22 protein-coding genes are annotated in these 20,606 nt (G+C 66.8%); 6 read left to right on the forward strand and 16 right to left on the reverse strand.

From position 1 onward, the window contains the following. Positions 1-9 precede the first annotated feature (9 nt). Positions 10-1,617, reverse strand: coding sequence for a DHA2 family efflux MFS transporter permease subunit (locus G6N26_RS20925; RefSeq protein ID WP_083014693.1), 1,608 nt, complete (start codon positions 1,615-1,617; stop codon positions 10-12). 141 nt (positions 1,618-1,758) lie between these two features. After that, the gene (locus G6N26_RS20930; protein WP_232067494.1) at positions 1,759-3,378 is read right to left on the reverse strand and encodes a DHA2 family efflux MFS transporter permease subunit; all 1,620 of its coding nucleotides are present in this window, start codon (positions 3,376-3,378) and stop codon (positions 1,759-1,761) included. A 158-nt stretch (positions 3,379-3,536) separates the two neighbouring features. Here G6N26_RS20930 and G6N26_RS20935 point away from each other — a divergent pair, with 158 nt between their 5' ends. After that, on the forward strand, positions 3,537-4,241 hold the full coding sequence (locus G6N26_RS20935; protein ID WP_067167029.1) for a DUF2334 domain-containing protein: 705 nt from the start codon (positions 3,537-3,539) through the stop codon (positions 4,239-4,241). A gap of 47 nt (positions 4,242-4,288) precedes the next feature. Beyond that, the gene (locus G6N26_RS20940; protein WP_083014698.1) at positions 4,289-5,956 is read left to right on the forward strand and encodes an FAD-binding dehydrogenase; all 1,668 of its coding nucleotides are present in this window, start codon (positions 4,289-4,291) and stop codon (positions 5,954-5,956) included. A gap of 64 nt (positions 5,957-6,020) precedes the next feature. Here the strand turns inward: G6N26_RS20940 and G6N26_RS20945 are convergent, their stop codons facing one another. Continuing rightward, the gene (locus tag G6N26_RS20945; RefSeq protein ID WP_067174750.1) at positions 6,021-6,659 is read right to left on the reverse strand and encodes an MBL fold metallo-hydrolase; all 639 of its coding nucleotides are present in this window, start codon (positions 6,657-6,659) and stop codon (positions 6,021-6,023) included. On the opposite strand from G6N26_RS20945, the gene G6N26_RS20950 reads away from it, so the two are divergent. From G6N26_RS20950 to purQ, 3 genes are all read left to right on the forward strand, one after another. Continuing rightward, positions 6,636-7,370, forward strand: a complete 735-nt coding sequence (locus G6N26_RS20950) for an ATPase (RefSeq protein WP_179960243.1) — start codon at positions 6,636-6,638, stop codon at positions 7,368-7,370. The genes G6N26_RS20945 and G6N26_RS20950 overlap by 24 nt on opposite strands. 62 nt (positions 7,371-7,432) lie before the next feature. Next, on the forward strand, positions 7,433-7,672 hold the full coding sequence (gene purS / locus G6N26_RS20955; protein WP_067174746.1) for a phosphoribosylformylglycinamidine synthase subunit PurS: 240 nt from the start codon (positions 7,433-7,435) through the stop codon (positions 7,670-7,672). Continuing rightward, positions 7,669-8,343: a phosphoribosylformylglycinamidine synthase subunit PurQ gene (purQ, locus tag G6N26_RS20960; protein WP_083014701.1), complete on the forward strand. Its 675-nt coding sequence runs from the start codon at positions 7,669-7,671 to the stop codon at positions 8,341-8,343. The genes purS and purQ overlap by 4 nt, the downstream gene beginning before the upstream one ends. Here purQ and G6N26_RS20965 read toward each other — a convergent pair. Both G6N26_RS20965 and G6N26_RS20970 read right to left on the reverse strand, forming a co-directional pair. Then, positions 8,310-9,725, reverse strand: coding sequence for a wax ester/triacylglycerol synthase family O-acyltransferase (locus tag G6N26_RS20965; protein WP_179960244.1), 1,416 nt, complete (start codon positions 9,723-9,725; stop codon positions 8,310-8,312). The two genes, purQ and G6N26_RS20965, sit on opposite strands and share 34 nt — an antisense overlap. 81 nt (positions 9,726-9,806) lie before the next feature. Further along, the gene (locus tag G6N26_RS20970; protein WP_083014708.1) at positions 9,807-10,622 is read right to left on the reverse strand and encodes a lysophospholipid acyltransferase family protein; all 816 of its coding nucleotides are present in this window, start codon (positions 10,620-10,622) and stop codon (positions 9,807-9,809) included. A gap of 147 nt (positions 10,623-10,769) precedes the next feature. On the opposite strand from G6N26_RS20970, the gene G6N26_RS20975 reads away from it, so the two are divergent. Then, complete coding sequence (locus G6N26_RS20975) at positions 10,770-11,840, forward strand: NAD-dependent epimerase/dehydratase family protein (protein WP_083014711.1); 1,071 nt, start codon at positions 10,770-10,772, stop codon at positions 11,838-11,840. Positions 11,841-11,844: 4 nt separating this feature from the next. Here the strand turns inward: G6N26_RS20975 and G6N26_RS20980 are convergent, their stop codons facing one another. The 11 genes from G6N26_RS20980 to G6N26_RS21025 form a co-directional block, all read right to left on the reverse strand. Further along, positions 11,845-12,321 carry a YbjN domain-containing protein gene (locus G6N26_RS20980; protein WP_083014715.1) on the reverse strand — a complete coding sequence of 159 codons (477 nt, stop codon included), beginning with the start codon at positions 12,319-12,321 and terminating at the stop codon, positions 11,845-11,847. A gap of 98 nt (positions 12,322-12,419) precedes the next feature. Further along, complete coding sequence (locus G6N26_RS20985; protein ID WP_083014718.1) at positions 12,420-12,887, reverse strand: cupin domain-containing protein; 468 nt, start codon at positions 12,885-12,887, stop codon at positions 12,420-12,422. Positions 12,888-12,890: 3 nt separating this feature from the next. Then, complete coding sequence (locus tag G6N26_RS20990) at positions 12,891-14,348, reverse strand: dihydrolipoyl dehydrogenase family protein (protein WP_083014722.1); 1,458 nt, start codon at positions 14,346-14,348, stop codon at positions 12,891-12,893. Beyond that, positions 14,335-15,042 carry a haloacid dehalogenase type II gene (locus tag G6N26_RS20995; protein ID WP_083014726.1) on the reverse strand — a complete coding sequence of 236 codons (708 nt, stop codon included), beginning with the start codon at positions 15,040-15,042 and terminating at the stop codon, positions 14,335-14,337. The genes G6N26_RS20990 and G6N26_RS20995 overlap by 14 nt, the downstream gene beginning before the upstream one ends. Positions 15,043-15,044: 2 nt before the next feature. Beyond that, positions 15,045-15,638 (reverse strand): TMEM175 family protein, encoded by a 594-nt coding sequence (locus G6N26_RS21000; RefSeq protein WP_232067495.1) that lies wholly within the window; start codon positions 15,636-15,638, stop codon positions 15,045-15,047. A gap of 39 nt (positions 15,639-15,677) precedes the next feature. After that, positions 15,678-16,103 carry a VOC family protein gene (locus G6N26_RS21005; RefSeq protein ID WP_083014733.1) on the reverse strand — a complete coding sequence of 142 codons (426 nt, stop codon included), beginning with the start codon at positions 16,101-16,103 and terminating at the stop codon, positions 15,678-15,680. Positions 16,104-16,105: 2 nt separating this feature from the next. Next, the gene (locus G6N26_RS21010) at positions 16,106-16,987 is read right to left on the reverse strand and encodes a DUF427 domain-containing protein (RefSeq protein WP_083014737.1); all 882 of its coding nucleotides are present in this window, start codon (positions 16,985-16,987) and stop codon (positions 16,106-16,108) included. 56 nt (positions 16,988-17,043) lie between these two features. Then, entirely contained in the window at positions 17,044-18,090 is a 1,047-nt protein-coding gene (locus tag G6N26_RS21015; RefSeq protein WP_083014742.1) for a zinc-binding dehydrogenase, read from the reverse strand. 122 nt (positions 18,091-18,212) lie between these two features. Beyond that, complete coding sequence (locus tag G6N26_RS26215; protein ID WP_145011884.1) at positions 18,213-18,878, reverse strand: TetR/AcrR family transcriptional regulator; 666 nt, start codon at positions 18,876-18,878, stop codon at positions 18,213-18,215. A 24-nt stretch (positions 18,879-18,902) separates the two neighbouring features. Then, complete coding sequence (locus G6N26_RS26220) at positions 18,903-19,598, reverse strand: TetR/AcrR family transcriptional regulator (RefSeq protein WP_145011881.1); 696 nt, start codon at positions 19,596-19,598, stop codon at positions 18,903-18,905. A 94-nt stretch (positions 19,599-19,692) separates the two neighbouring features. Further along, positions 19,693-20,565, reverse strand: a complete 873-nt coding sequence (locus G6N26_RS21025; RefSeq protein ID WP_083014746.1) for an alpha/beta fold hydrolase — start codon at positions 20,563-20,565, stop codon at positions 19,693-19,695. Between the last annotated feature and the right edge of the window lie 41 nt (positions 20,566-20,606).

The raw sequence follows: 20,606 nt of genomic DNA on the forward strand, positions 1-20,606 counted from the left end.
CCCGTGCGACTAATCCTCGACAGGTGGGGTCGTCAGCTTCCGGGGCAGGAACGAGGCCGGGATGATGGTGAACGCCACCAACACGACCGCCAGCACGAATACCGTCGTATAGGCGTGCGCCAGGTGGTGTGACACGTGGCTGGCCAGATCGGGCGTCATCGTCTGTCCCGGGAGGGCCGAGGGGTCGACGCCCCGCTTGCCGGCGCCCGGGCGCACCCCGGCCATTTCGTTCGCCGCCATCAGGGCCTCGTTGCGGTTGAACTGATTGGTCAGGATCACCGCCAGGAGGGAGGCCCCGATCGACCCGCCCACCTGCTGATTCACGGTGATCAAGGTCGTCCCGCGGGCCACCTGGCGCGGCGTCAGCGACTGCATGAGCGCCGCGGACAGTGGCGTGGTGGTCAAGCCGGCACCGAGGCCCATGATCGCGAGCCCGGACACCAAGACCGGCGAGTACTCGGCCTGCGTGGCGACGCCGTAGGTGAACACGCCCAGACCCGCCGCCATCAGGGGCAGACCGATCAGCACGATGTTGCCGGGACCGTGTTTGTCCATGAAGGCCCCGCCGATCGGCATGGTCAACACGGCACCGATCCCGATCGGCAGCATGTGCAGCCCGGACTGCATCGGCGTCTCGTGGCTGAAGATCTGAAAGTAACTCGGGACCAGCAGGCCGACGCCGACCGAGGCGGCCCCGAACACCAGCATCGTCACGTTGACCTGGGTCACCACGGGGTTGCGGAAAAGCCGCAGGTCGATGAGCGGGTGATCGGTGCGATGCCAGGCATGCACGATGAACGCGGCGATCAATGCCAGGCCGAGCAGTGCCGGCCCCAGCACGTAGGGGTCGGTGATCGTGTGCCGACCCGGAATGGAGCACACCCCGCACAGGAAGATCGCCACGCCCGGGGAGAGCAGCAGCGCCCCGGTGATGTCGAGCGCCTCCGATGGGGCGGGGCGATCTTTAGCGAACATGACCGCCGCCAGCGCGAATGCGGTCAGTCCGATCGGCACGTTGATCAGGAAGATCCATTTCCAGCCGTAGGCACCGATCAGCCAGCCCCCGAGGATGGGCCCGCCGATGGGGCCGAGAAGGATCGGGATTCCGCCCACCGCCATGAGGCGACCGACCCGTTTGGGTCCGGCCTCACGCGTCAAGATGACAAAGCTGAGCGGCAACAGCATGCCGCCGCCCACCCCTTGCACCACCCGAAACAGAATGAGCAGCAGAATGTTTGGCGCGACCGCGCACAGCAGCGACCCGAGCGTGAAGATCAGGACTGACCCCATGAACAGGCGTTTGGTGCCGAACCGGTCCGCCGCCCATCCGGTGATCGGGATCACGGTCGCAAACGCGAGCATGTAGCCGGCGATGGTCCAGGAGACAATGGCCTGAGTCGAGCCGAACTGCTCGATGAAGGTCCGCTGCGCGACGGCGACGACGGTGCTGTCCAGGACGGCCATGATGCAGGCCAGGCCGCAGACACCCGCGATCCGGAACAGGGCTGCGTCGAGTTTGTCCGGGTAGTCGTCCGGATGCCGCGTTGGTCCCGGGGCGGTGGGCAACGGGACGGTGGAAGATGCGGAACGGGTGTTCTCCATGGCGCCGCTGAGCATATCTATACGGCTAGCCGTGCTGAGGCGTTTTTACGCGTATTCGCGGCTATTCCCATCCGTGTAATTCGTGCCGCGCAGAAGCGGCGCGGACGGCCGTTAAAGCGATAAATCGGCGCGATGTCGTCGAGCAGGAGCAATGTATTATTCGCCGGCAGTTTCGCTTGCCGGCTTTTTCGGCAAAAAAGACGCCGGAATGACTGTGAAAACCACCAGCACGACGGCAATCACGAATACCGCGGTATACGCGTGGGAAAGATCGTGCACCACATTCGCCCAAAAGCCCGGGACGAGGGCCTGCTGGGGTATTGCGGATTGGTCCACCGGCACGCCGTCGACGGCCGCTCTCTGGTGCAGGGCAGCAACCTTATTTGCCGCGACGACATTTTGGCTCCGATTGAACTGATTGGTCAGGATCATCGACATCAGCGCGGTCCCCATCGAGCCGCCCACCTGATGGCTGACGCTCATCAAGGTCGTCCCCCGGGCGATCTGGTGCGGGGCCAGCGCCTGCACCGCCGCGACGGACAACGGCATCATCGTGCAGCCCATGCCCAGGCCCGTGACCGCCAGCGCCACCAGCAGCACAGGTAGATAGTGGGCCTGCCTGGCCACCCCGAACGCGAACGCTCCCAGACCGGCCGTGATCAGCGCGATGCCGACCAGCACGATTTTGCCCGGCCCCTGCCGGTCGACCAGCGGCCCGGTCAGCCGCATGGTCAGCATGGCGCCGAGGCCCTGGGGGATCAGGTGCACGCCCGCCTGCATCGGCGTCTGGTGCAGCACCTGCTGGAAGTAGCTGGGAAGCAGCAGGCCGGCGCCGAAAAAGGCGGTCGCGAAGACCAGCATCGTCACGTTGGCGTGGGTCAGCACCGGATTGCGAAACAACCGCAGATCTATCAGCGGGTGATCGACGTGACGCCAGGCGTGCGCGACGAACCCCGCGATCAGTGCCAGCCCGATCGTCGCCGGGATCACCACGTGGCGGTCGGCCACGGTGCCGCGGCCCGGGATGGACGACACCGCGAACAGGAACATGGCCAGGCCGGGCGAGAGCAGCAGCACGCCCACGGCGTCGAACGTTTCCGACCGGGCCGGACGATCCCGGGGGAACACGATCGCCGCGAGGACAACGGTGAGCACTCCGATCGGCAGGTTGATCAGGAAGATCCACCGCCAGCTCGACGTGTCGATCAGCCAACCGCCCAGGATCGGCCCACCGATCGGGGCGAGCAGCATCGGGATGCTCAGGATCGACATCAAACGCCCGAGCCGCCCGGGGCCGGCCTCACGGGTCAAGATCATGAATCCCAACGGCAACAGCATGCCGCCGCCGACACCTTGCACCACCCGAAAGATGATGAGCTGCAGGATGTTTGCGGCAATCGCGCACAGCAGGGAGCCCAGCATGAAGGCCAGCACGGAGCCCATGAAGAGCCGCTTGGTGCCGAACCGGTCGGCGGCCCAGCCGGTTATCGGGATCACGGTCGCCAGGGCGAGCGTGTAGCCGGTCATCGTCCACGCCACGACCGCCTGAGAGGACGCGAACTGGTCGATAAACGTGCGCTGCGCGACGCTGACCACCGTGACATCCAGGATCGCCATCACCGTGGCCAAGATGCACACGCCGGAGATCCGCAACAGCGCGGCGTTCAACTTGTCGGGATACTCCCGTTCGTCGGCGTCCGACTGCCCGGCGGTGGCTTGGGGCAGCGGCCCTTTGGCCGCTGCGTAGGAGGCCTCGTCCATGGCGTTGCTTAGCATATCGAACAGATCGTGTCCCCCCGCGGCGGCGGCCGTTTGCTGGACCGCCCCGATATGCCGGTCGCCCAAATCAGTTATCTCGCTTGGGTGAGCGCATATACGCCTGCTGTCTGCGTGTCCTTCACCGTTTCGACACGTGCGGTCGGCAAACTGCTGGTGTGTCTGGAAAATTGATCGTCTCGGTGTCGGGGATCGGTGAACGCACCCTGCCCGACGTGGAGGCGTTCTGCGCACAAATGGACGCCCGCAAGGTACCGGTTTCGCTGCTCGTGGCTCCCCGCCTGTCCGGGGACTACCGGCTCGACAGCGACCCGAAAACCGTTGACTGGCTGACCGCGCGTCGTGCCGGCGGCGACGCGATCGTGTTGCACGGCTACGACGATGCGCTCACCAGGAAGCGTCGCGGTGAATTCGCGATCTTGCGGGCGCATGAGGCCAATCTGCGGTTGATGGCCGCCGACCGGGTTCTCGAGCACCTCGGGTTGCGCACCCGGCTGTTCGCGGCGCCCAGCTGCGTGGTCTCGCCGGGTGTCGTCAAAGCATTGCCGAGCAACGGATTTCGCATGCTGGCCGATCTACATGGGATCACCGATCTGGTGCGGCACACCACCGTGCGGGCACGGGTCCTCGGCATCGGCGAGGGTGTTCTCGCCGAGCCGTGGTGGTGTCGCACGGTCGTGCTGTCCGCCGAGCGGATCGCCCGGCGCGACGGCATCGTGCGGGTGGCGGTCGCCGCGCGGCACCTCCGCAAACCCGGGCCGCTGCAGGCGATGCTGGACGCGGTCGACCTGGCGTTGATGCACGACTGCACACCGACGGTGTACCGCTGGCGTCACGACAAGGCCGTGCTTGACGCCGCCTGACCAATCGCCTGCCTGAGCTGCTGTCCGGGGCATTACCCTGGACCGACATGAGCGATTCTTCGGGTGCGGGGTTCGGCGCTGATGTCATCGTCGTCGGGGCCGGACTGTCCGGCCTGGTCGCCGCCTGCGAACTCGTGGATCGCGGCTTGCGGGTGCTGATCCTCGACCAGGAGAACAGCGCCAACCTCGGCGGGCAGGCGTTCTGGTCCTTCGGCGGTCTGTTCTTCGTCGACAGCCCCGAGCAGCGCCGGTTGGGAATCCGCGACAGCCACGAGCTTGCGCTGCAGGACTGGCTCGGTACGGCGGCGTTCGACCGGCCCGAGGACTACTGGCCGCGCCAATGGGCCCATGCCTACGTCGATTTCGCAGCGGGGGAGAAGCGCAGCTGGCTGCGTTCGCGGGGGCTCAAGCTTTTCCCGCTGGTGGGCTGGGCCGAGCGCGGCGGGTATGACGCGCAGGGGCACGGCAATTCGGTGCCCCGCTTCCACATCACCTGGGGTACCGGGCCCGCGCTGGTCGAGATCTTTGCCCGCCAATTGCGGCACCGCTCCACGGTGCGCTTCGCGCACCGGCATCAGGTCGACGAGTTGATCGTCGAGGGCGACGCGGTGACGGGCGTCCGGGGGACCGTGCTGGAGTCCTCGCCCGCGCCGCGCGGAGTCGCGTCGTCACGAAACGCGGTCGGCGAGTTCGAGTTTCGTGCGTCTGCGGTGATCGTGACGAGTGGTGGCATCGGCGCCAACCACGAGTTGGTGCGCAAGAACTGGCCGAAGCGGATGGGCCGCGTGCCCGAGCAATTGCTCAGCGGCGTGCCCGCGCACGTCGACGGCCGGATGATCGCCATCACGCAAAAGGCCGGCGCACGGGTGATCAACCCGGACCGGATGTGGCACTACACCGAGGGCATCACCAACTACGACCCGATCTGGCCGCTGCACGGGATTCGCATCATCCCAGGTCCGTCGTCACTGTGGCTGGACGCGAACGGCAAGCGGTTGCCGGTTCCCCTCTATCCCGGTTTCGACACCCTCGGCACCCTGGAGTACATCACCAAATCCGGGTTCGACTACACGTGGTTTGTGTTGAACGCCAAGATCATTGAGAAGGAGTTCGCGCTTTCCGGGCAGGAGCAGAATCCCGATCTGACCGGACAGAGCGTGCGCGAGCTGCTGCGGAACCGTGCCCGCTCCGGGCCGCCGGGGCCGGTGCAGGCGTTCGTCGATCGCGGCGTGGACTTCGTCAGCGCGGATTCGTTGCGCGACCTGGTGACCGCGATGAACAAGCTGCCCGATGTGCAGCCGCTGGACTACGCCACGGTGGAGGCCGAGGTCACCGCCCGCGACCGCGAGGTGGCCAACCGGTTCAGCAAGGACGGCCAGATCACCGCGATCCGCGCCGCCCGCGGCTATCTGGGCGATCGGCTGGGCCGGGTCGTGGTGCCGCACCGGTTGACCGATCCGAAAGCCGGCCCCATGATCGCGGTCAAGTTGCACATCTTGACGCGAAAGACGCTGGGCGGCATCGAAACCGACCTTGCCGCACGGGTGTTGACGTCCGACGGCACGCCGCTGACCGGGCTCTATGCTGCCGGCGAGGCGGCCGGGTTCGGCGGGGGCGGCGTGCATGGCTATCGCGCGCTGGAGGGCACGTTCCTGGGCGGCTGCATCTTCTCGGGCCGCGCCGCCGGCCGCGGCGCCGCCGACGACATCACCTAGTTGGCCGAGCAGACGCAAAAGCCCCCGACACGCCGAGCGTGCGGGGGCTTTGCGTCTGCTCGCGCTAGAAGGTGACGGCGTCCTCTTCGGGGAGCACCTGGAAGTCGGTGCTGGTCATCTCGGTGAGCCGCCCGTAGTAGATGCCGCGCGCATCCGGGGCGATGATGCCCTGGTGTATGGGGACAGCGCGCGCGGGCGCCACCGCGCGCAGGTAGTCGACCGCTTCGGAGACCTTCATCCACGGGGCGGCCGCCGGGGTGGCCAAGACGTCCACCGGCTCGTCGGGCACGAACAGCGCGTCGCCGGGATGCATCAACCGGGCGCGATGCTCGGCGTCGCCGACCAGAAACGAAATGTTCTCGATCACAGGGATTTCCGGGTGGATGACGGCATGCTTTCCGCCCACGGCGCGCACGGTCAGCTCACCGATCTGCAGCTCGTCGCCGACATGTACCTCGCGGCAGGGCTCGCCCAGTTGCGCCGTGGTCTGCGGGTCGGCATACAGCGCGGCATCCGGGTTACTCTCGAGCAGTGCCGGCAGCCGTTTGCCATCGACGTGGTCAGGGTGTTGATGAGTGATCAAGATGGCGGTTAAGCCCGTGATTCCCTCGAAACCATGGGCGAAGGTACCGGGATCAAACAGCACGCGTGTCTGGTCGAACTCGGCGAGTAGGCACGAATGACCGAAATGCGTCAGTTGCATATCTACGATTGTGCCTTGATGGACAAGCTGCCGCTGCGCGTGATCCTGGCCACGATGCTGGTCGCCGGCAGCTTCGCGGTTGCCCTGTTCGTCGTCGTCCCTGCGCACGGCGAGCCCGAGACTTGCCCCGGCATGTGCGACCGGATCCCGAACACCGCGTGGATCGATCAGCACGCGGTGCCCCTGGACGCGGTGTACCACTGGCCCGCGCTCGCCGGTCAGGCCGTCCAGACGACCGGCTCGGCGCCCGGCCCCCGTTTCCGGTTCGAGGAGCTGTGCGCCACGCCGGCGACCCCCCGCGACCCGCGCGACTCGGCGGTTTCGGCCCGCTCGACGGTCCAGCATCCGGAGGGCCAGTGGCAGTTGCAGGCCCAGGTCCTGCACTGGCGCGGCGACACGGCCCGCGGTGGCGAGATCGCGACGGGGGCGTTCAACAACGCCGTCGCCGCGCTGCGGAGTTGCCAGCAGCGCGCGCCGCTGCAATCGCCGTCGCTGACCAGCGACGAAACCAACCGCATGGCCGCCGTGATCAGCGGCCCGGTGGTGATGCACACGTACCTTTTCGCGCACCCGGCCAGCAGCACGATCAGCGAGGTCACCCTCTGGTCCTCGGCGCCGCCGCAGTCGCCGTGGCCGGTGATGGCCGACGACCCGGTGCTGGGCGCCATGAGCGCGCCGCTGTGTGAGGCCTACATCGCCTCGTGCCCGTGACAGCGAGCTGCGGTTTCGCCGGTAGAGTTGGCGGCGAAAACCCCAACTGAGGAGGAGCGCCGGTGGCCCGGGTGATCGTGAGCGTGATGCCCAAAGCGGAGATTCTGGACCCGCAGGGTCAGGCGATTGTCGGCGCGCTGGGCCGCCTCGGCCACCCGGGGATATCGGATGTGCGGCAGGGCAAGAGGTTTGAGCTCGAAGTGGACGACAGCGTGGACGACTCGGCACTGGCCGAGATCGCGGAATCGCTGTTGGCGAACACCGTGATCGAGGACTGGACGATCAGCCGGGAGACGCCGTGACGGCACGGATCGGGATCATCACGTTTCCCGGCACGCTCGACGACGTGGACGCCGCCCGGGCGGCGCGGCGTGTCGGTGCGGAACCGGTCAACCTGTGGCACGCCGACGCCGACCTGAAAAGCGTCGACGCCGTGGTGGTGCCCGGCGGCTTCTCCTACGGCGACTACCTGCGGGCCGGTGCGATCGCCAGGTTCGCCCCGGTGATGACCGAAGTGGTGGACGCCGCGCGGCGCGGCATGCCGGTCTTGGGCATCTGCAACGGTTTTCAGGTGCTCTGCGAGGCCGGCCTGCTGCCCGGCGCCCTGACCCGCAACGTGGGTTTGCACTTCATCTGCCGCGACGTGTGGCTGCGGGTGGCGTCGACGTCGACGGCGTGGACGTCGCGTTTCGAACCGGAGGCCGATCTGCTGGTGCCGCTGAAGTCCGGTGAGGGCCGCTACGTGGCACCCACCGAGGTGCTCGAGGAGCTCGAGGGCGAGGGTCGGGTGGTGTTCCGCTATCACGAGAACGCCAACGGTTCCCAACACGATATCGCCGGCGTCAGCTCCGCCGACGGCCGCGTGGTGGGGCTGATGCCGCATCCCGAGCATGCCATCGAGGCGCTGACCGGGCCCTCCGACGACGGCCTGGGCCTGTTCTATTCGGTGCTGGACGGGGTGCTGGCCGGCTGATCGGAAACGCCTGCGGCGGCGCGTAATTCGTCGAAGGCGGCGCTGATGGCGTCCGTCGCTTCATGCGGGTCGTCGAACGTCTGGTCGTCGGTGAGCACGGCGACGCCGAGCCGGTCGACGTAGCTCCACACGGTGATGTTGACCGGGGCGCCGGGAGACAGCACGCCGGTGGAATAGATCTCGCTGACGGCCGCGCCGCCGAAGTGGCCGCGTTCGCGCGGTCCGACCACGCTGGATACGGCGACGTTCATCAGCTTGTTGGGCATGTCGCGCAGGCCCAGCCACCGAAATGCGGCCGGGGCGAACGCGGTCGGCAGGTAGGCCATCATCTTCCCGTAAAGCTGCGGACCGAGGATCTCGTGATCTTCCTTGGCGATCCGGGTGGCCACCGAGATCAACCGGGCCCGTTCGATCGGGTTGTCGACATGCACCGGCAGCGAAATCATCAGCCCGCTGATCTCGTTGCCGGTGATCCTGTCCGATTTGTCGGTGGCCGTCGGCACCGACGCGATGATCGGGCGCTCGGCCGCGCCGTCATACGCCAGCAAGAGTGTCCTCAACCCGCCCGCCGCCGTCGCCAGCACCAGATCGGTCATGGTGACGCCCAACGCTTTTGCCGTCGCCTTGGCCTGCGGCAGCGGTAACGACGTGCTGGCGAACCACCGCCGGGGTGAGACGACATGGTTGAGGAACGTCGGTGGCGCGTCGAAAGCCTCGGCCAGGTCGGGGTGTTCTCCGCGCTCCCGGGAACGACGCCGCACCCGCGCCAGCCCGACGGCCGCGTCTTTGAGCAGCCGTGGCAGTTGCGCGAGCTGCCGGACGTGGTCGCGCGCGGCCGCGCGCAGCAGTTCGGCGTCAGAAGCCGTGACGCCGGCTTCGTCGTTGTCGCGCTCGTCGGTCCGCCCGTCGCGCAGATCCATGGCGCGCGCCAACAGGTTGACCGAGGCGACGCCGTCCGCCAACGCGTGGTGCACCTTGCCGATCAAGGCGAACCGACCGTCGGCGAGTCCCTCGGCGAAATGAAACTCCCACAGCGGCCGGCTGCGGTCCAGGGGAGTGGACGCCACCTCGCCGATGACCCGGTCGAGTTCGCGGCGCCCGCCCGGCGCGGGCACCCGGACGCGACGGAGGTGGTAGTCCAGGTCGACCTCGCAATTCTCCTGCCACATCGGATGATGCAGGTGCCACGGGATGTCAACGAGCTTGTAGCGCAACGGTTCCAGCAGATGAAGCCGCCGGCGCAGGTGATGGCGAAAAGCGTCGAAATCGAACTCGTCGGCACAGTCGGCGGGGTCGATGACCGCCACCTTGAGCGTGTGCGTGTGCAGGTTGGGCGTCTCGCTGTAGAGCAGCATGGCGTCCATGCCGTTGAGTCTTTTCACACGTCACCTCGCCCTGCCGACGCGCCCAGGTCAACCACTATGCCGCAGGGTGCCGGCCGTCGGCTCGGATTGGCCGCATCGTCAGCCCAGGATCGGAAACCGGCGCTGCGCGGCCAACCGCTGCAGTGCGGCCTCCATGACGGCGCGGACGTGGGCGTCGACCTCGTCGACGTCGGGATCGTCGCCGAAGCGCGCGGTGACGTCGATCGGCTCGAGCACCTCGGTGACGATCTTTGCCGGCAGCGGCAGGTTGGGCGGGAAGATCATGCTCAGCCCGAACGGGAACCCGACGCTGATCGGCAGGATGTCCATCCGGGCCTTGGTTAACCCCAGCTTGCGGGCGAGCCAGTTGCCCCGGGTCAAGAACAGCTGAGTCTCCTGGGCGCCGATCGACACGGTCGGCACGATCGGCACGCCGGCTTCGATCGCGGTCCGCACGTAGCCGGTGCGGCCGTTGAAGTCGACGGTGTTGGCGCTGAAGGTCGGCCGGTACGAGTCGTAGTCGCCGCCGGGAAACACCAGCACCACCGCGCCGGAATGCAAAGCGGCGGCGGCGTTTTCGCGGCTGGCCTCGATCACCCCGAGGCGGCGCAGCCAGCCGTCCAACGGCCCCATGAACAGCCCGTAGTGACCCAGCGTGTAGACGGGGCGGTCGTAGCCGAACCTCTCGTAGAAGGCCGGGGAGAAGATCAACACGTCCGGTGTCAGCATGCCGCCGGAGTGGTTGGAGACCACCAGCGCTCCACCCGACGACGGGACGTTGTCGATGTTTCGCACCTCGGCCCGGTAGTACCGTTTGATGGCCGGCCCGAGCGCGTTGGCGACCTGTTCGGTGAAGGCCGGATCCCATTTGGCGGTCTCGTGATTGTCCGCCGCGTCCACGCCGCTGCCCTTCATGGCTCCCCGCTGTCGTGATCGTGCCATTTGCTATTGGTTGCCGGTGTGACGCCGGTCTCAAACCTCAGACCGTGGGTGACATATGGTACTCTCCATTTAAGAGAATGCCATATTCGTTTGCTGGGGGCAAACGCACAGCGGGGGGTCATGTCCGAGAAGGTTCTTGTCACCGGGGGATTCGGGCTCGTCGGCTCACAAACCGTGCGCCGGCTGGTCGCCGACGGACACCGGGTGGTCGCGACGGACCTGGGCACCCCCGCCCAGCGCAAAGCCGCGAGGACGCTGCCGGCCGGCGCCGAGGCGCACTGGGCCGATCTGACCGACCCGGGCGACGTCGACGGCCTGCTCGCCGCGACCTCACCGACGGCCATCGTCCACCTGGCCGCGGTGATCCCGCCGGGGATCTATCGCAGCCCCGCCGTCGGGCGCCGCGTCAACGTCGACGCGACCCGCACGCTGCTGCGCGCCGCGCAGGACCGGCCGCATCCGGTGCGGTTCGTTCAGGCGTCGAGCAATGCCGTGTACGGCGCGCGCAACCCGCACCGCAGCGCCGAGGTGTTGCGCGCCGATTCCCCGATGAACCCGGCCGATCTCTACGGCGCGCACAAAGCCGAGGCCGAAGACCACATCCGAGCCTCGGACCTCGAGTGGGTCATCTTGCGGCTGGGCGGGGTGATCAGCGTCGAACCGGACGCCATGCCGTTCAGCGTTGATGCATTGTTCTTCGAAAGCGCCCTGCCGACCGACGGCCGCATCCACACCGTCGACGTGCGCGATGTCGCCTGCGCGTTCGCCGCGGCGACCACCGCCGACGTCGCCGGTGAGACCCTGCTGATCGCCGGCGACCAGTCGCACCGGATTCGGCAGGGCGAGGTCGGCAAGGCGCTGGCTGCCGCCCGGGGGCTCGTCGACGTCCTGCCCGGGGGACGCCCGGGTGATCCCGACAGCGACGAGGACTGGTTCGTCACCGACTGGATGGATACCGCTCGCGCCCAACAAGTCCTGCGATTCCAGCACCACTCGTGGCCGGACATGCTCGACGAGATGCGCGTCACCGCGGGGTGGCGGCGCTACCCGATGCGGTTGATCTCGCCGCTGGCGCGGCGCTTCCTCAAAAGCCGTGCGGCCTATCGGGATACGCCGGGACCTTACGCCGACCCGTGGGGCGCCATCCGGGCCGAGCTGGGTGAGCCGCGCCCCGACGCGAGCGGTACTTAGCGCCTCAGACGGCGTGAGGCAGCAGCGGCCCGTCCGCGGACGCCACGCCTGCCACGTCTATGGCGGGGTCCAGCTCCTCGAACAGCTCGGTGGCATCCGCGATCGCCAGGTCGACGAACGACGCGAAGTCGGCGAAGGAGACTGCGCTTCGGATCCATTGCGACTTGCGGGCCACCACGCCGATGCGCTGTGGATCGGACGAGCCGTGCACGATCGCCGTGACGTGGCGATCCTGGCGGTTCCACTTGTCGGCGAAGTGCGTCAGCCAGGGACGGTCGGCGGCCGGGAAGTAGCAGCCGGGAGTGACCCGAATGATCAGCACGTCGTCGTGTGCGGGTGAGACTTCGAAATGAACGTGCAACCGTCGCGGAGCGCCGGTGACGAAAAAGTATTCGCCATCGTGATGCCCGCGGAAATACCGCCGCCCGCGGGTGCGCAGATAACGTTCGACAAGGTTCGCGCACATCTGCTCGTTCGCCATAGACCTATGGTGTCGTCGATGACTTTGCGGATGCTTGGAGCCAAGCGATGTGGCACCGAAGAATCTGGTGAGAATTCGCTGAGCGACCAGCCGACCGCCTACGGGGGGCCTTCCAGCGGATACAGCGCGGGCAGCTTGATCACGATCGCTTCCTGGGTGCTGCGGGCAATCACGACCTCTGCCGTGGTGTCGGGGTCGGGGTTTTCTTCCCGGTGCGGCAGATACGGCGGAATGAAGACGTAGTCGCCGGGTTCGGTGGCGATGCGGACCTCTTGGGTGCCGTCATGAAAGACGAACTCCGGGTTGCCGCTTCGTACATAGATTGCGGTCTCCGAGTCACCGTGGTGATGGTTGTCCGACGCGGATTTCGGCGACGCGTGGGTCTCACCCATCCAGAGCTTCTCCGCACCGACCGACCCGCCGGACAGCGCGGCGAAGCGCCGCAGGCCCTCCGACTGCGCGGTGTCCGGACTGATCTCCGACGCCTTGATGTGGCGCACCCGGTTGCGGGCGACCGGCGTTGCCGTGTCCTCGAAGTCGGGATGGAATCCGTCGGAGCTGGCCATGGGTCAATTATGGTCCGATCCATCGCGATACGCTTCGAGCAGCCTCAGCCACAGCTCGCTGATGGTCGGGAAGCACGGCACGGCGTGCCACAGGCGGTCGACGGTAACGTGGCCGGCGACGGCGATGGTGGCCGAGTGCAACAACTCGGTCACGCCCGGACCGACCATCGTGACGCCGAGGAGTCGCCCGCTCTCTTGGTCGACGACCATCCGGGCGCGGCCGGTATAGCCGTCGGCGTAGAGCTTCGCTCCCATCACCACGTCCCCGATCTCGATGTCGGCGACCCGGACACGGTATCGGGCGTCCTTGGCTTGCTGAGCTGTCAGCCCGACGGCGGCGGCCTCGGGGTCGGTGAAGAAGGCTTGCGGCACCGCGTAGTGGTCGGCGGTGGTCGCGTGTGCCCCCCATGGGTTGGTGTCCAACGGTTTCCCGGCTGCGCGTGCGCCGATGGCCGCACCGGCGATCCGGCCCTGATATTTGCCTTGGTGCGTGAGCAGGGCGCGGTGGTTGACGTCGCCGGCGGCGTAGAGCCAGCCGTCCTCGACGGCGCCGCGGACCAGGCAGGTGTCGTCCACCTCGAGCCAGCTGCCGGGCTCCAATCCCACTGTCTCCAAGCCGATATCGTCGGTCAGCGGCGCCCGGCCGGTGGCGAACAGCACCTCATTCACCGTCAGCTCGCTGCCATCGTCCAGTTCGAGGACCACGCTGGTGTCGTCCAGGCGCCGCAGCGCGCGCACCGACACGCCCACCCGCACATCGACGCCGGCGTCGATGAGCCCGCGGCCGATCAGCTCGCCCACGAAGGGTTCCATGCGCGGCAACAGCCCCGACCCCCGGGACAGGAGGGTCACTTGGGATCCCAATCCTTGCCAGGCCGTGGCCATTTCGACGCCGACACCGCCGGCGCCCACGACGGCCAGCCGCTGCGGGACCTCGCTGCTGTCGGTGGCGCGCCGGTTGGTCCACGGCTTGGTCTCGGTCATTCCGGGCAGATCGGGCAGGGCGGGACGGCTTCCGGTGCATACGACCACCGCATGCCGCGCGGTCAGCGCGACACGCTCGTCGTCGCCGGTGGTGACGACGACTCTGCGGGGGCCGTCCAACCTTCCGTGACCACGTACCAACGTCGCGCCGATTCCGCTCACCCAGTCCGCCTGGCCGCTGTCATCCCAGTCGGTGACATACCGGTTGCGGCGGCCGAAGACCCCCTCGGCGCTGATGGTGCCGGTGATCGCTTCCCGAGCACCGTCGATGCGTCGCGCATCGGCGACGGCAATGACGGGACGCAGCAGCGCTTTACTGGGCACGCACGCCCAGTAGGAGCACTCGCCCCCGACGAGCTCGCGCTCGACCATGCCGACGCGCAGGCCCGCGGCGCGGGCGCGTTCGGCGGCGTTTTGCCCGATCGGGCCGGCGCCGAGAACGACGACGTCGAAGTCTCGTTCGCTAGCTATTGCCACTGTCGGCGGTCCCTTCGGTTCGGGTTAGGCGCTCGGCCAGCTCACGGAGGTCGCCGGCGACGATGTTCGGCTGCGGCAGGCCGCTCACCGGTAACGGTGCGTTACCGTGCCGGGTGATCAGCGCCCCGGTGAACCCGACGCTCTGGGCGCCGAGGGTGTCCCACACGTGCGCGGCCACCATCATGCAGTCACCGGGTGTCACCTGGAGCTCCTCGCACACGTACCGATACACGGCGGGCGATGGTTTGAAGGCACGGCGGGCATCGACGCTGAGTCGGCGTTCGAAATAGCCGGACAGCCCCGAATTCTGCAGCGCCGTCGGGCCGTCCGGGTTAGGTGGTGAATTCGTCAGGGTCACCAGCCGAAAACCGTTGTCACGCAGCGCGGCAAGACCCTCGGCGGCATCGGGGTGCGCCGGCATGGTGAGTAGCCCCGTCTTGAGGCGATCGAGGCGGTCATCGGTGACTTCCACTTGGTGGACATCTCCCAACATCCGCAGCACCCCCTGAGCGAGCACGGGGAACGGCACGTATTTGTCGGCCAGCGTGATGGCCATCGAGTACATGATCAGCTGGGCGAACCACTCACGCAGCATCCGCTCATCGCCGAACAGATCTGCGAAAAGCGGTGCGAGGGACTCGATGTCGATCAGCGTCTCATTGACGTCGAAAACCAGGACGGACGGTGTCGGCATGTTCAGGGCTCGGCCTTCTTCCGTTGCGGAATGTCTGGACGTAGATATCCGACGAGACACAACACGACCAACGCCATGCCCACCGCGGGCCACCTCAGCGCGACGAGCGCTGCCGTCACGAACACGCCAAGCGTGATGAACGATCTCATCTGCAGCATCTTTCGCATCCGCGATGAAACGTCCTCTTGGGCAGGACGATCGACCGCCTCCCAGCACAGCGCCAGGTAGGTGACGTTGACCAGGACGAAGACCGCCGCGTACAAAGCCACCGGGGCGGCCGCCAGCCTGCTGTCGGCGATCCATTCGGTGGTGAACGGGATCAGCGACACCGAGAACAGGTGTGCGAAGTTCGACCACACCAACCGCGACGTCGCGGCCTGCGCGTAGTTGAACAGGTGGTGATGGTTGACCCAAACGATCGCGATGAACAGATAGCTGACCACGTAGCTCAGCCCGGTGGGCCATAACGGAAGCAAAGCGCTGAATCCGTGGGCGCTCGGCGGCCGCAGTTCCAACACCAAGATGGTGATGATGACGGCGAACACTCCATCAGAAAACGCCCGCACCCGTTCTGGAGTGGTTTCTCGCGCCGCCACCGCTACCTCCCGATCCGGCGCAGCGCGCCGGAGCCATTGTCAAGCCGGTTGATGATTCCGCTCCTGCAACACCCAGGCATTGCCGTCGGGATCGCGAAAGTCGGCAAAGCTCGCATAGTTACCGCGATCGGGATCGGTACCCGGGAGGAACCCGCCGCGCCAGCCGCCGCTGGTGTCCTTGTGGCGGATCTCGCTCACGGTCACGCCGCGACTGGTCAACTCAGCACGGCAGGCTTCGATGTCCGAGACCACAAGGTAGAGACCCTGCACCGAGCCGGGCGCCGCGTCGGTCAACCCGACTCCGAATTGGATTGAGGCGCCAGATCCCTCGGGTGTCAACTGGATGACCCGGAACCCGGGTGTGGGCGCGTAATCGACATCGAGGGCGAAACCGAGCTGGTCGCGGTAGTAGCTTAGCGACCGATCGGGATCGGCGACGGGCAGGATAACGACTTCGATCGACATCCTCATGACGTGCCCCTTGCCGGTTTCTTCCCCAAGACCTCATCGGTGTCCAGTCCGCGGTCGACACCGTGAGGGATGACCGTTTGGCCGGGTTCCAGCCGAAGCTGCCTGCCGTCGATGTGCACATCGATTTTGTCCGGTTCGAAGGACACCAGGTTGCGGACGCGTGACACTTCGGTCCAAGCATCGACGTAAGACCACGCAGCATGCTGGTGCGCGCCGATGTCGTAGTACGAGCATATTCCTTTGTATGGGCAAAAGGTCTGGATATCAACGGGTTTGAGGGCGGACTCGTCGATGTCTTCGCGCACCACGTACCATCTGGGCGCGAAGCCGGATTCATACAGGGCCAGAGGCCGATGTGTATCGGCGATCACGCGGTCGCCGTCGCGTACAACCAGATGCCGTGTCGTGGAACGGATGTCGATGCGGTGATAGGCGTCCGCCGCATGGCCGACGATACGTTCTTCTTCTTCATAGAAGGCGTCCATGGCCCGCCAGGCAAAAGCTACCCTGCCCTGCAGGGCCGTCGCATGCGCGGGCAGGCCGGTATGTTCCCAGGCGCTGTGGGCGGCCTCGCGATCGGACGCCCTGACCGTGAACCACCGGGTGTCGCCGAAGTCGCGGTGCTGCGTCACCCGATCTTCGGCGGTCAACGCCCCCGCTTCTATATCACCTGAGGGAAAGTAGGCGACCGGGTAGCGGCCCGGCTCGTGTAACAGCAGCACGGCCTCGCTGTCGGCGATCCACCGTTCGGCGAACAGCACCCGCATCCGGCGGCGCAACGGCTCGGCGAAGAGCAGCCGCGAGGGCATCGGCTGTTCGGTGAGGAAGTGTCCGATGGACCCGGCCGCCAGCGGGCCCTGCTGCCATGCCAGTCCCATGTGGACACCTGCCTTTCCCGAATCTCTTACACGCCAAGGTGTTTCAATGACACGTGTCACTCCATCACGACGACCATCTTGCCGCCGGCCTCTCCGGCCTCCATCACCCGGTGCGCCTCATGAATCTGGTCGAAAGAAAAGACCCGAGACGGTTTCGCGTCCAGTGTGCCGTCGGCCACCTGCCGGGCGATATCCCCCAGCGGTACGTCGGACAGCGGAAATCCTGGCGAGCCAAACACGAAGCTGCCGAAGAAGTTCCAGTTCACCCCCGATGCCATGCGCAGCAGCGGGTTGAAATCCCCGATGGGTTCCAGTCCGCCCAGCCACCCGGCCAGGCAGGCCGTGCCGCCGCGGCGCAGCATGTCCAAGGAGTCGAGGATGGTGCTGTTGCCGACGAGATCGAGGACGGCGTCTATCCGGCCGCTCTCGGTCAGGTGGCCTGCCAGGTCGCGCCGTTCCAGCTCGGTACGCGAGGCGCCCAGTTTTTCGAGCATCTCGAAGCGCCCCGCGCTGCGCGCCGTTGCGATGACTCGGGCGCCGGCGGCGACCGCCATCTTGAGCGCGGCTTGGCCGAGGGAGGATGTGGCGCCGCGTAGCACCAGGGTCTGCCCGGCGCTGAGTTCCAGATTGCGGAAGAGGCATGTCCAGGCCACCGCGTAGGTTTCGGGCAATGCCGCCAACGCCGCCCACGGCAGCTCGGACTCGATGAGGGCAACGTTTGCGGTGCGCACCCGCGTGTATTGCGCATAGCTCCCATTGATGGTTCGGCCGAGGCCACCCATGAGCGCGGCCACCTTGGCGCCTACCGGGAACTCAGCACCGGGACACGAGTCGACGATGCCGACGCATTCGATGCCGCTCACTTCCGCGGCCTCGGCCCATTCACCCCGACGCATGTGCAGCTCGGCGTGGTTGATCCCGAAGCCCTTCACCTCGATGACCACTTCGCCGTGTTTCGGCAGCGGCTTGGGGAGTTCCTCGTAAACCAGGTTGTCGAGCCCGCCGAATCCTTTCAGGATGATCGCCCGCATGGTTTCCACGGCTGCCCGCTCACGTACGACCGCCGGTGCCGTCGGCCGCTGAGGTGAATCCGTGACGGACATGGACTGCCTCTTTCAAAGTCGTCGGCAGCGCGAGGACGCCGGGTGGCTGCCCCATAATAATGGGCCAACTGACCCATTATTATGTTCGAACGCTTCCGCCATGTCCAGGGGGAGACCAACCGTCAGGAGTTGCGCCGATCGGGAGACGGGCCGGGCCCGCCCCCGCCGGGCGAAGCCCCGAACGAACGCACATAGTCGACGGCGGCATTGACGGCGGCGCGCAGCGGCTGCGGATCGCCGGTCGCGTGCGTGAGCAGGGCGCCGCCCTGATGCGCGGCAACCAGTGAAACCGCCAGGTGGCGCGGGTCGGCCTCGGGGCGTAGGTCGCCACGATCGCGCATCGCCTCGAGGCCGCTGCGGAACAGTTCGATCCATTGGTCGTATCCCGTGGCCAGGTCGTCGCGGATTTCGTCGTCGGCCTCGATCAGCTCGCCGGCCAAGGACCCATAGACGCAACCTCCGACCCGGTACACGGGATCGATGTCGGATACGCACGCGTCGGCCCACACCTGCAGCGCTTCGAGGCTGTCGAGCGAGGCGAACTTCTGTTGGGTATGGAAGGCGCGTACGCCATTTCGGCGCACGTCGACGACGTGGCGGGTCAGGTCGCGCTTGTCGCGGAAGTAGTGCGAGATCTGGGATCCGCCGACTTCGGCGGCGCGACGCACCTGGTCGATGCTGGTATTGGCGACCCCACGCTCGAACATGAGCCGGGCGGCGGCGTCGATGATCCGCGCACGCGTAGCGAAACCCTTGCGGGTGAACCGGGATGGGGGGTGTTCGGTCACGTTGCCGCCGTCGCTGCGGATGGGTCAGCCGGCTCGTCGGGTGGGGCGGCGGCTCCGCGACCGGCGCGGAGGCCGGGGCGCCCGTTCGGCGGCGTCGGTGGCGAACGTGCGCAAGTAGTTCACCGCGAAACGGGTCGCGTCGGCGTGCGGCCATTCCTCTTGATAGGTGAAAGTCAGAATGCCACCTCCTTGATGCGCGGCGACGATCACCAACGCCAGCTGCCGCGGGTCGGCGTCGGCAATCAGCAGTCCGTCATCCTTCATATGCTGAATTGCCTTCTCCAACAGCTCGATCCACTGGCGGTAGCCGACCGCCAACTGGTCGCGCGTGGCACCGTCCGACTTCGCGAGCAGCCCGGCCAGCGCGTGATAGGTAGGGGTGCCGACATAGCCGATGCGTCGCAGGTAGCGCATGTTCAGGTCGATCCACTTTTCGAAGTCGTCGAACGAACTCAGGCCTCGAAGCGTGGGTTGCCGGTGAAAGTCCAAGACCACACCGATTTGGTGTCGGATCACCGCCCGAATCAGCGCGCCCTTGTCGGCGAAATAGTGCGCAAGCTGCGAGCCGCTGACCGAGGCGGCACGCCGCACGTTCTCCATGTTGGATGCGGAGAGTCCCTCGGTGACGATCAACTGCGCCGCCGCCTGCACGATTCGGTCGCGGGTGGCACGCCCCTTGGCGGTCAACCGTTGTTCGTCACGAACATCGGGATGGGCCATCGAGTCAGGCTAACCCGTCTGTGCCCCCAGTTATGGGATCTCCAGCCCAGACGACGGGATCGTCATGGCTGGTCGCCGCGCACCTCGCTGCCGGTCATCGCGCCGTGAGCTGCTTGGCGAGGAAGTTCCGGATCAAGGGGGTGACGTCATCGAGCGCGGATTCCAACAGAAAGTGCCCACCGTCGAGCAGGTGGATCTCGGCGTCGGGCAGGTCATCGGCGAATGCTTCGGCTCCGGCCGGTCCGAAGATTTCATCGCCGCGACCCCAGACCGCCAGCAACGGCACCCGGCTGGCCCGGAAGTATTCGTGCACGCGCGGATACAGGGGCGCGTTAGTGGCGTAATCGCGAAACAGCTTGAGCTGCACCAAGTCGTTGCCGGGACGGGAGAGCAGCGCGTAGTCGTGATGCCACGACTCGGGATCGACCAGGGTCTCGTCGGCCACACCGGTCACGTACTGCCACCGGGTGGCGTTCAGGGTGAGGAACTGGCGCACCGGGGCCTCGATGTCCGCGGTGGGCTCACGCTGGTAAGCCTGCACGACCTTCCAGAAGCTCTCGACGAAGCCCGCGTCATATCCGTTGCCGTTCTGGGTGATGATCGCGGTGATCGCGGACGGGTCGCGCAGCGCCAGCCGCCAGCCGATCGGGGCGCCGTAGTCCTGGACGTACATGGCATACCTAACGACGCCGAGGGTTCTCAGCAGGCCCGCCGTGAGGTCGGTCAGCCCGTCGAAGGTGTAATCGAACTCCTCGACCGGCGGCGCATCGGAGAGTCCGAAGCCCAGATGGTCCGGCGCGATGACGTGGTAGCGGTCCGCCAGCGCCGGTATCAGATCGCGAAACATGTAGGAACTGGTGGGAAACCCGTGCAGGAGCAGCACCGAGGGAGCGCTCGGGTCGCCAGCTTCCCGGTAGAAGAGCCGGTGGCCGTCGACCGTGGCGTATCGATGATGAACAGGCGGCATGACATTCCTCCTGAGCCAACGCGATTCGCGCGCGAGTGCCG

The organism is Mycobacterium marseillense (assembly GCF_010731675.1).
GTDB classification, from domain to species: domain Bacteria; phylum Actinomycetota; class Actinomycetes; order Mycobacteriales; family Mycobacteriaceae; genus Mycobacterium; species Mycobacterium marseillense.

Coding starts and splice junctions, on each gene's coding strand:
- G6N26_RS20925 (WP_083014693.1), bottom strand. CDS start 1,617: ATGCTCAGCGGCGCCATGGAGAACACCCGTTCCGCATCTTCCACCGTC.
- G6N26_RS20930 (WP_232067494.1), bottom strand. CDS start 3,378: ATGCTAAGCAACGCCATGGACGAGGCCTCCTACGCAGCGGCCAAAGGG.
- G6N26_RS20940 (WP_083014698.1), top strand. CDS start 4,289: ATGAGCGATTCTTCGGGTGCGGGGTTCGGCGCTGATGTCATCGTCGTC.
- G6N26_RS20950 (WP_179960243.1), top strand. CDS start 6,636: ATGACCGAAATGCGTCAGTTGCATATCTACGATTGTGCCTTGATGGAC.
- G6N26_RS20945 (WP_067174750.1), bottom strand. CDS start 6,659: ATGCAACTGACGCATTTCGGTCATTCGTGCCTACTCGCCGAGTTCGAC.
- G6N26_RS20970 (WP_083014708.1), bottom strand. CDS start 10,622: ATGAAGGGCAGCGGCGTGGACGCGGCGGACAATCACGAGACCGCCAAA.
- G6N26_RS20975 (WP_083014711.1), top strand. CDS start 10,770: ATGTCCGAGAAGGTTCTTGTCACCGGGGGATTCGGGCTCGTCGGCTCA.
- G6N26_RS20980 (WP_083014715.1), bottom strand. CDS start 12,321: ATGGCGAACGAGCAGATGTGCGCGAACCTTGTCGAACGTTATCTGCGC.
- G6N26_RS20985 (WP_083014718.1), bottom strand. CDS start 12,887: ATGGCCAGCTCCGACGGATTCCATCCCGACTTCGAGGACACGGCAACG.
- G6N26_RS20995 (WP_083014726.1), bottom strand. CDS start 15,042: ATGCCGACACCGTCCGTCCTGGTTTTCGACGTCAATGAGACGCTGATC.
- G6N26_RS21005 (WP_083014733.1), bottom strand. CDS start 16,103: ATGTCGATCGAAGTCGTTATCCTGCCCGTCGCCGATCCCGATCGGTCG.
- G6N26_RS21010 (WP_083014737.1), bottom strand. CDS start 16,987: ATGGGACTGGCATGGCAGCAGGGCCCGCTGGCGGCCGGGTCCATCGGA.
- G6N26_RS21015 (WP_083014742.1), bottom strand. CDS start 18,090: ATGTCCGTCACGGATTCACCTCAGCGGCCGACGGCACCGGCGGTCGTA.
- G6N26_RS26220 (WP_145011881.1), bottom strand. CDS start 19,598: ATGGCCCATCCCGATGTTCGTGACGAACAACGGTTGACCGCCAAGGGG.
- G6N26_RS21025 (WP_083014746.1), bottom strand. CDS start 20,565: ATGCCGCCTGTTCATCATCGATACGCCACGGTCGACGGCCACCGGCTC.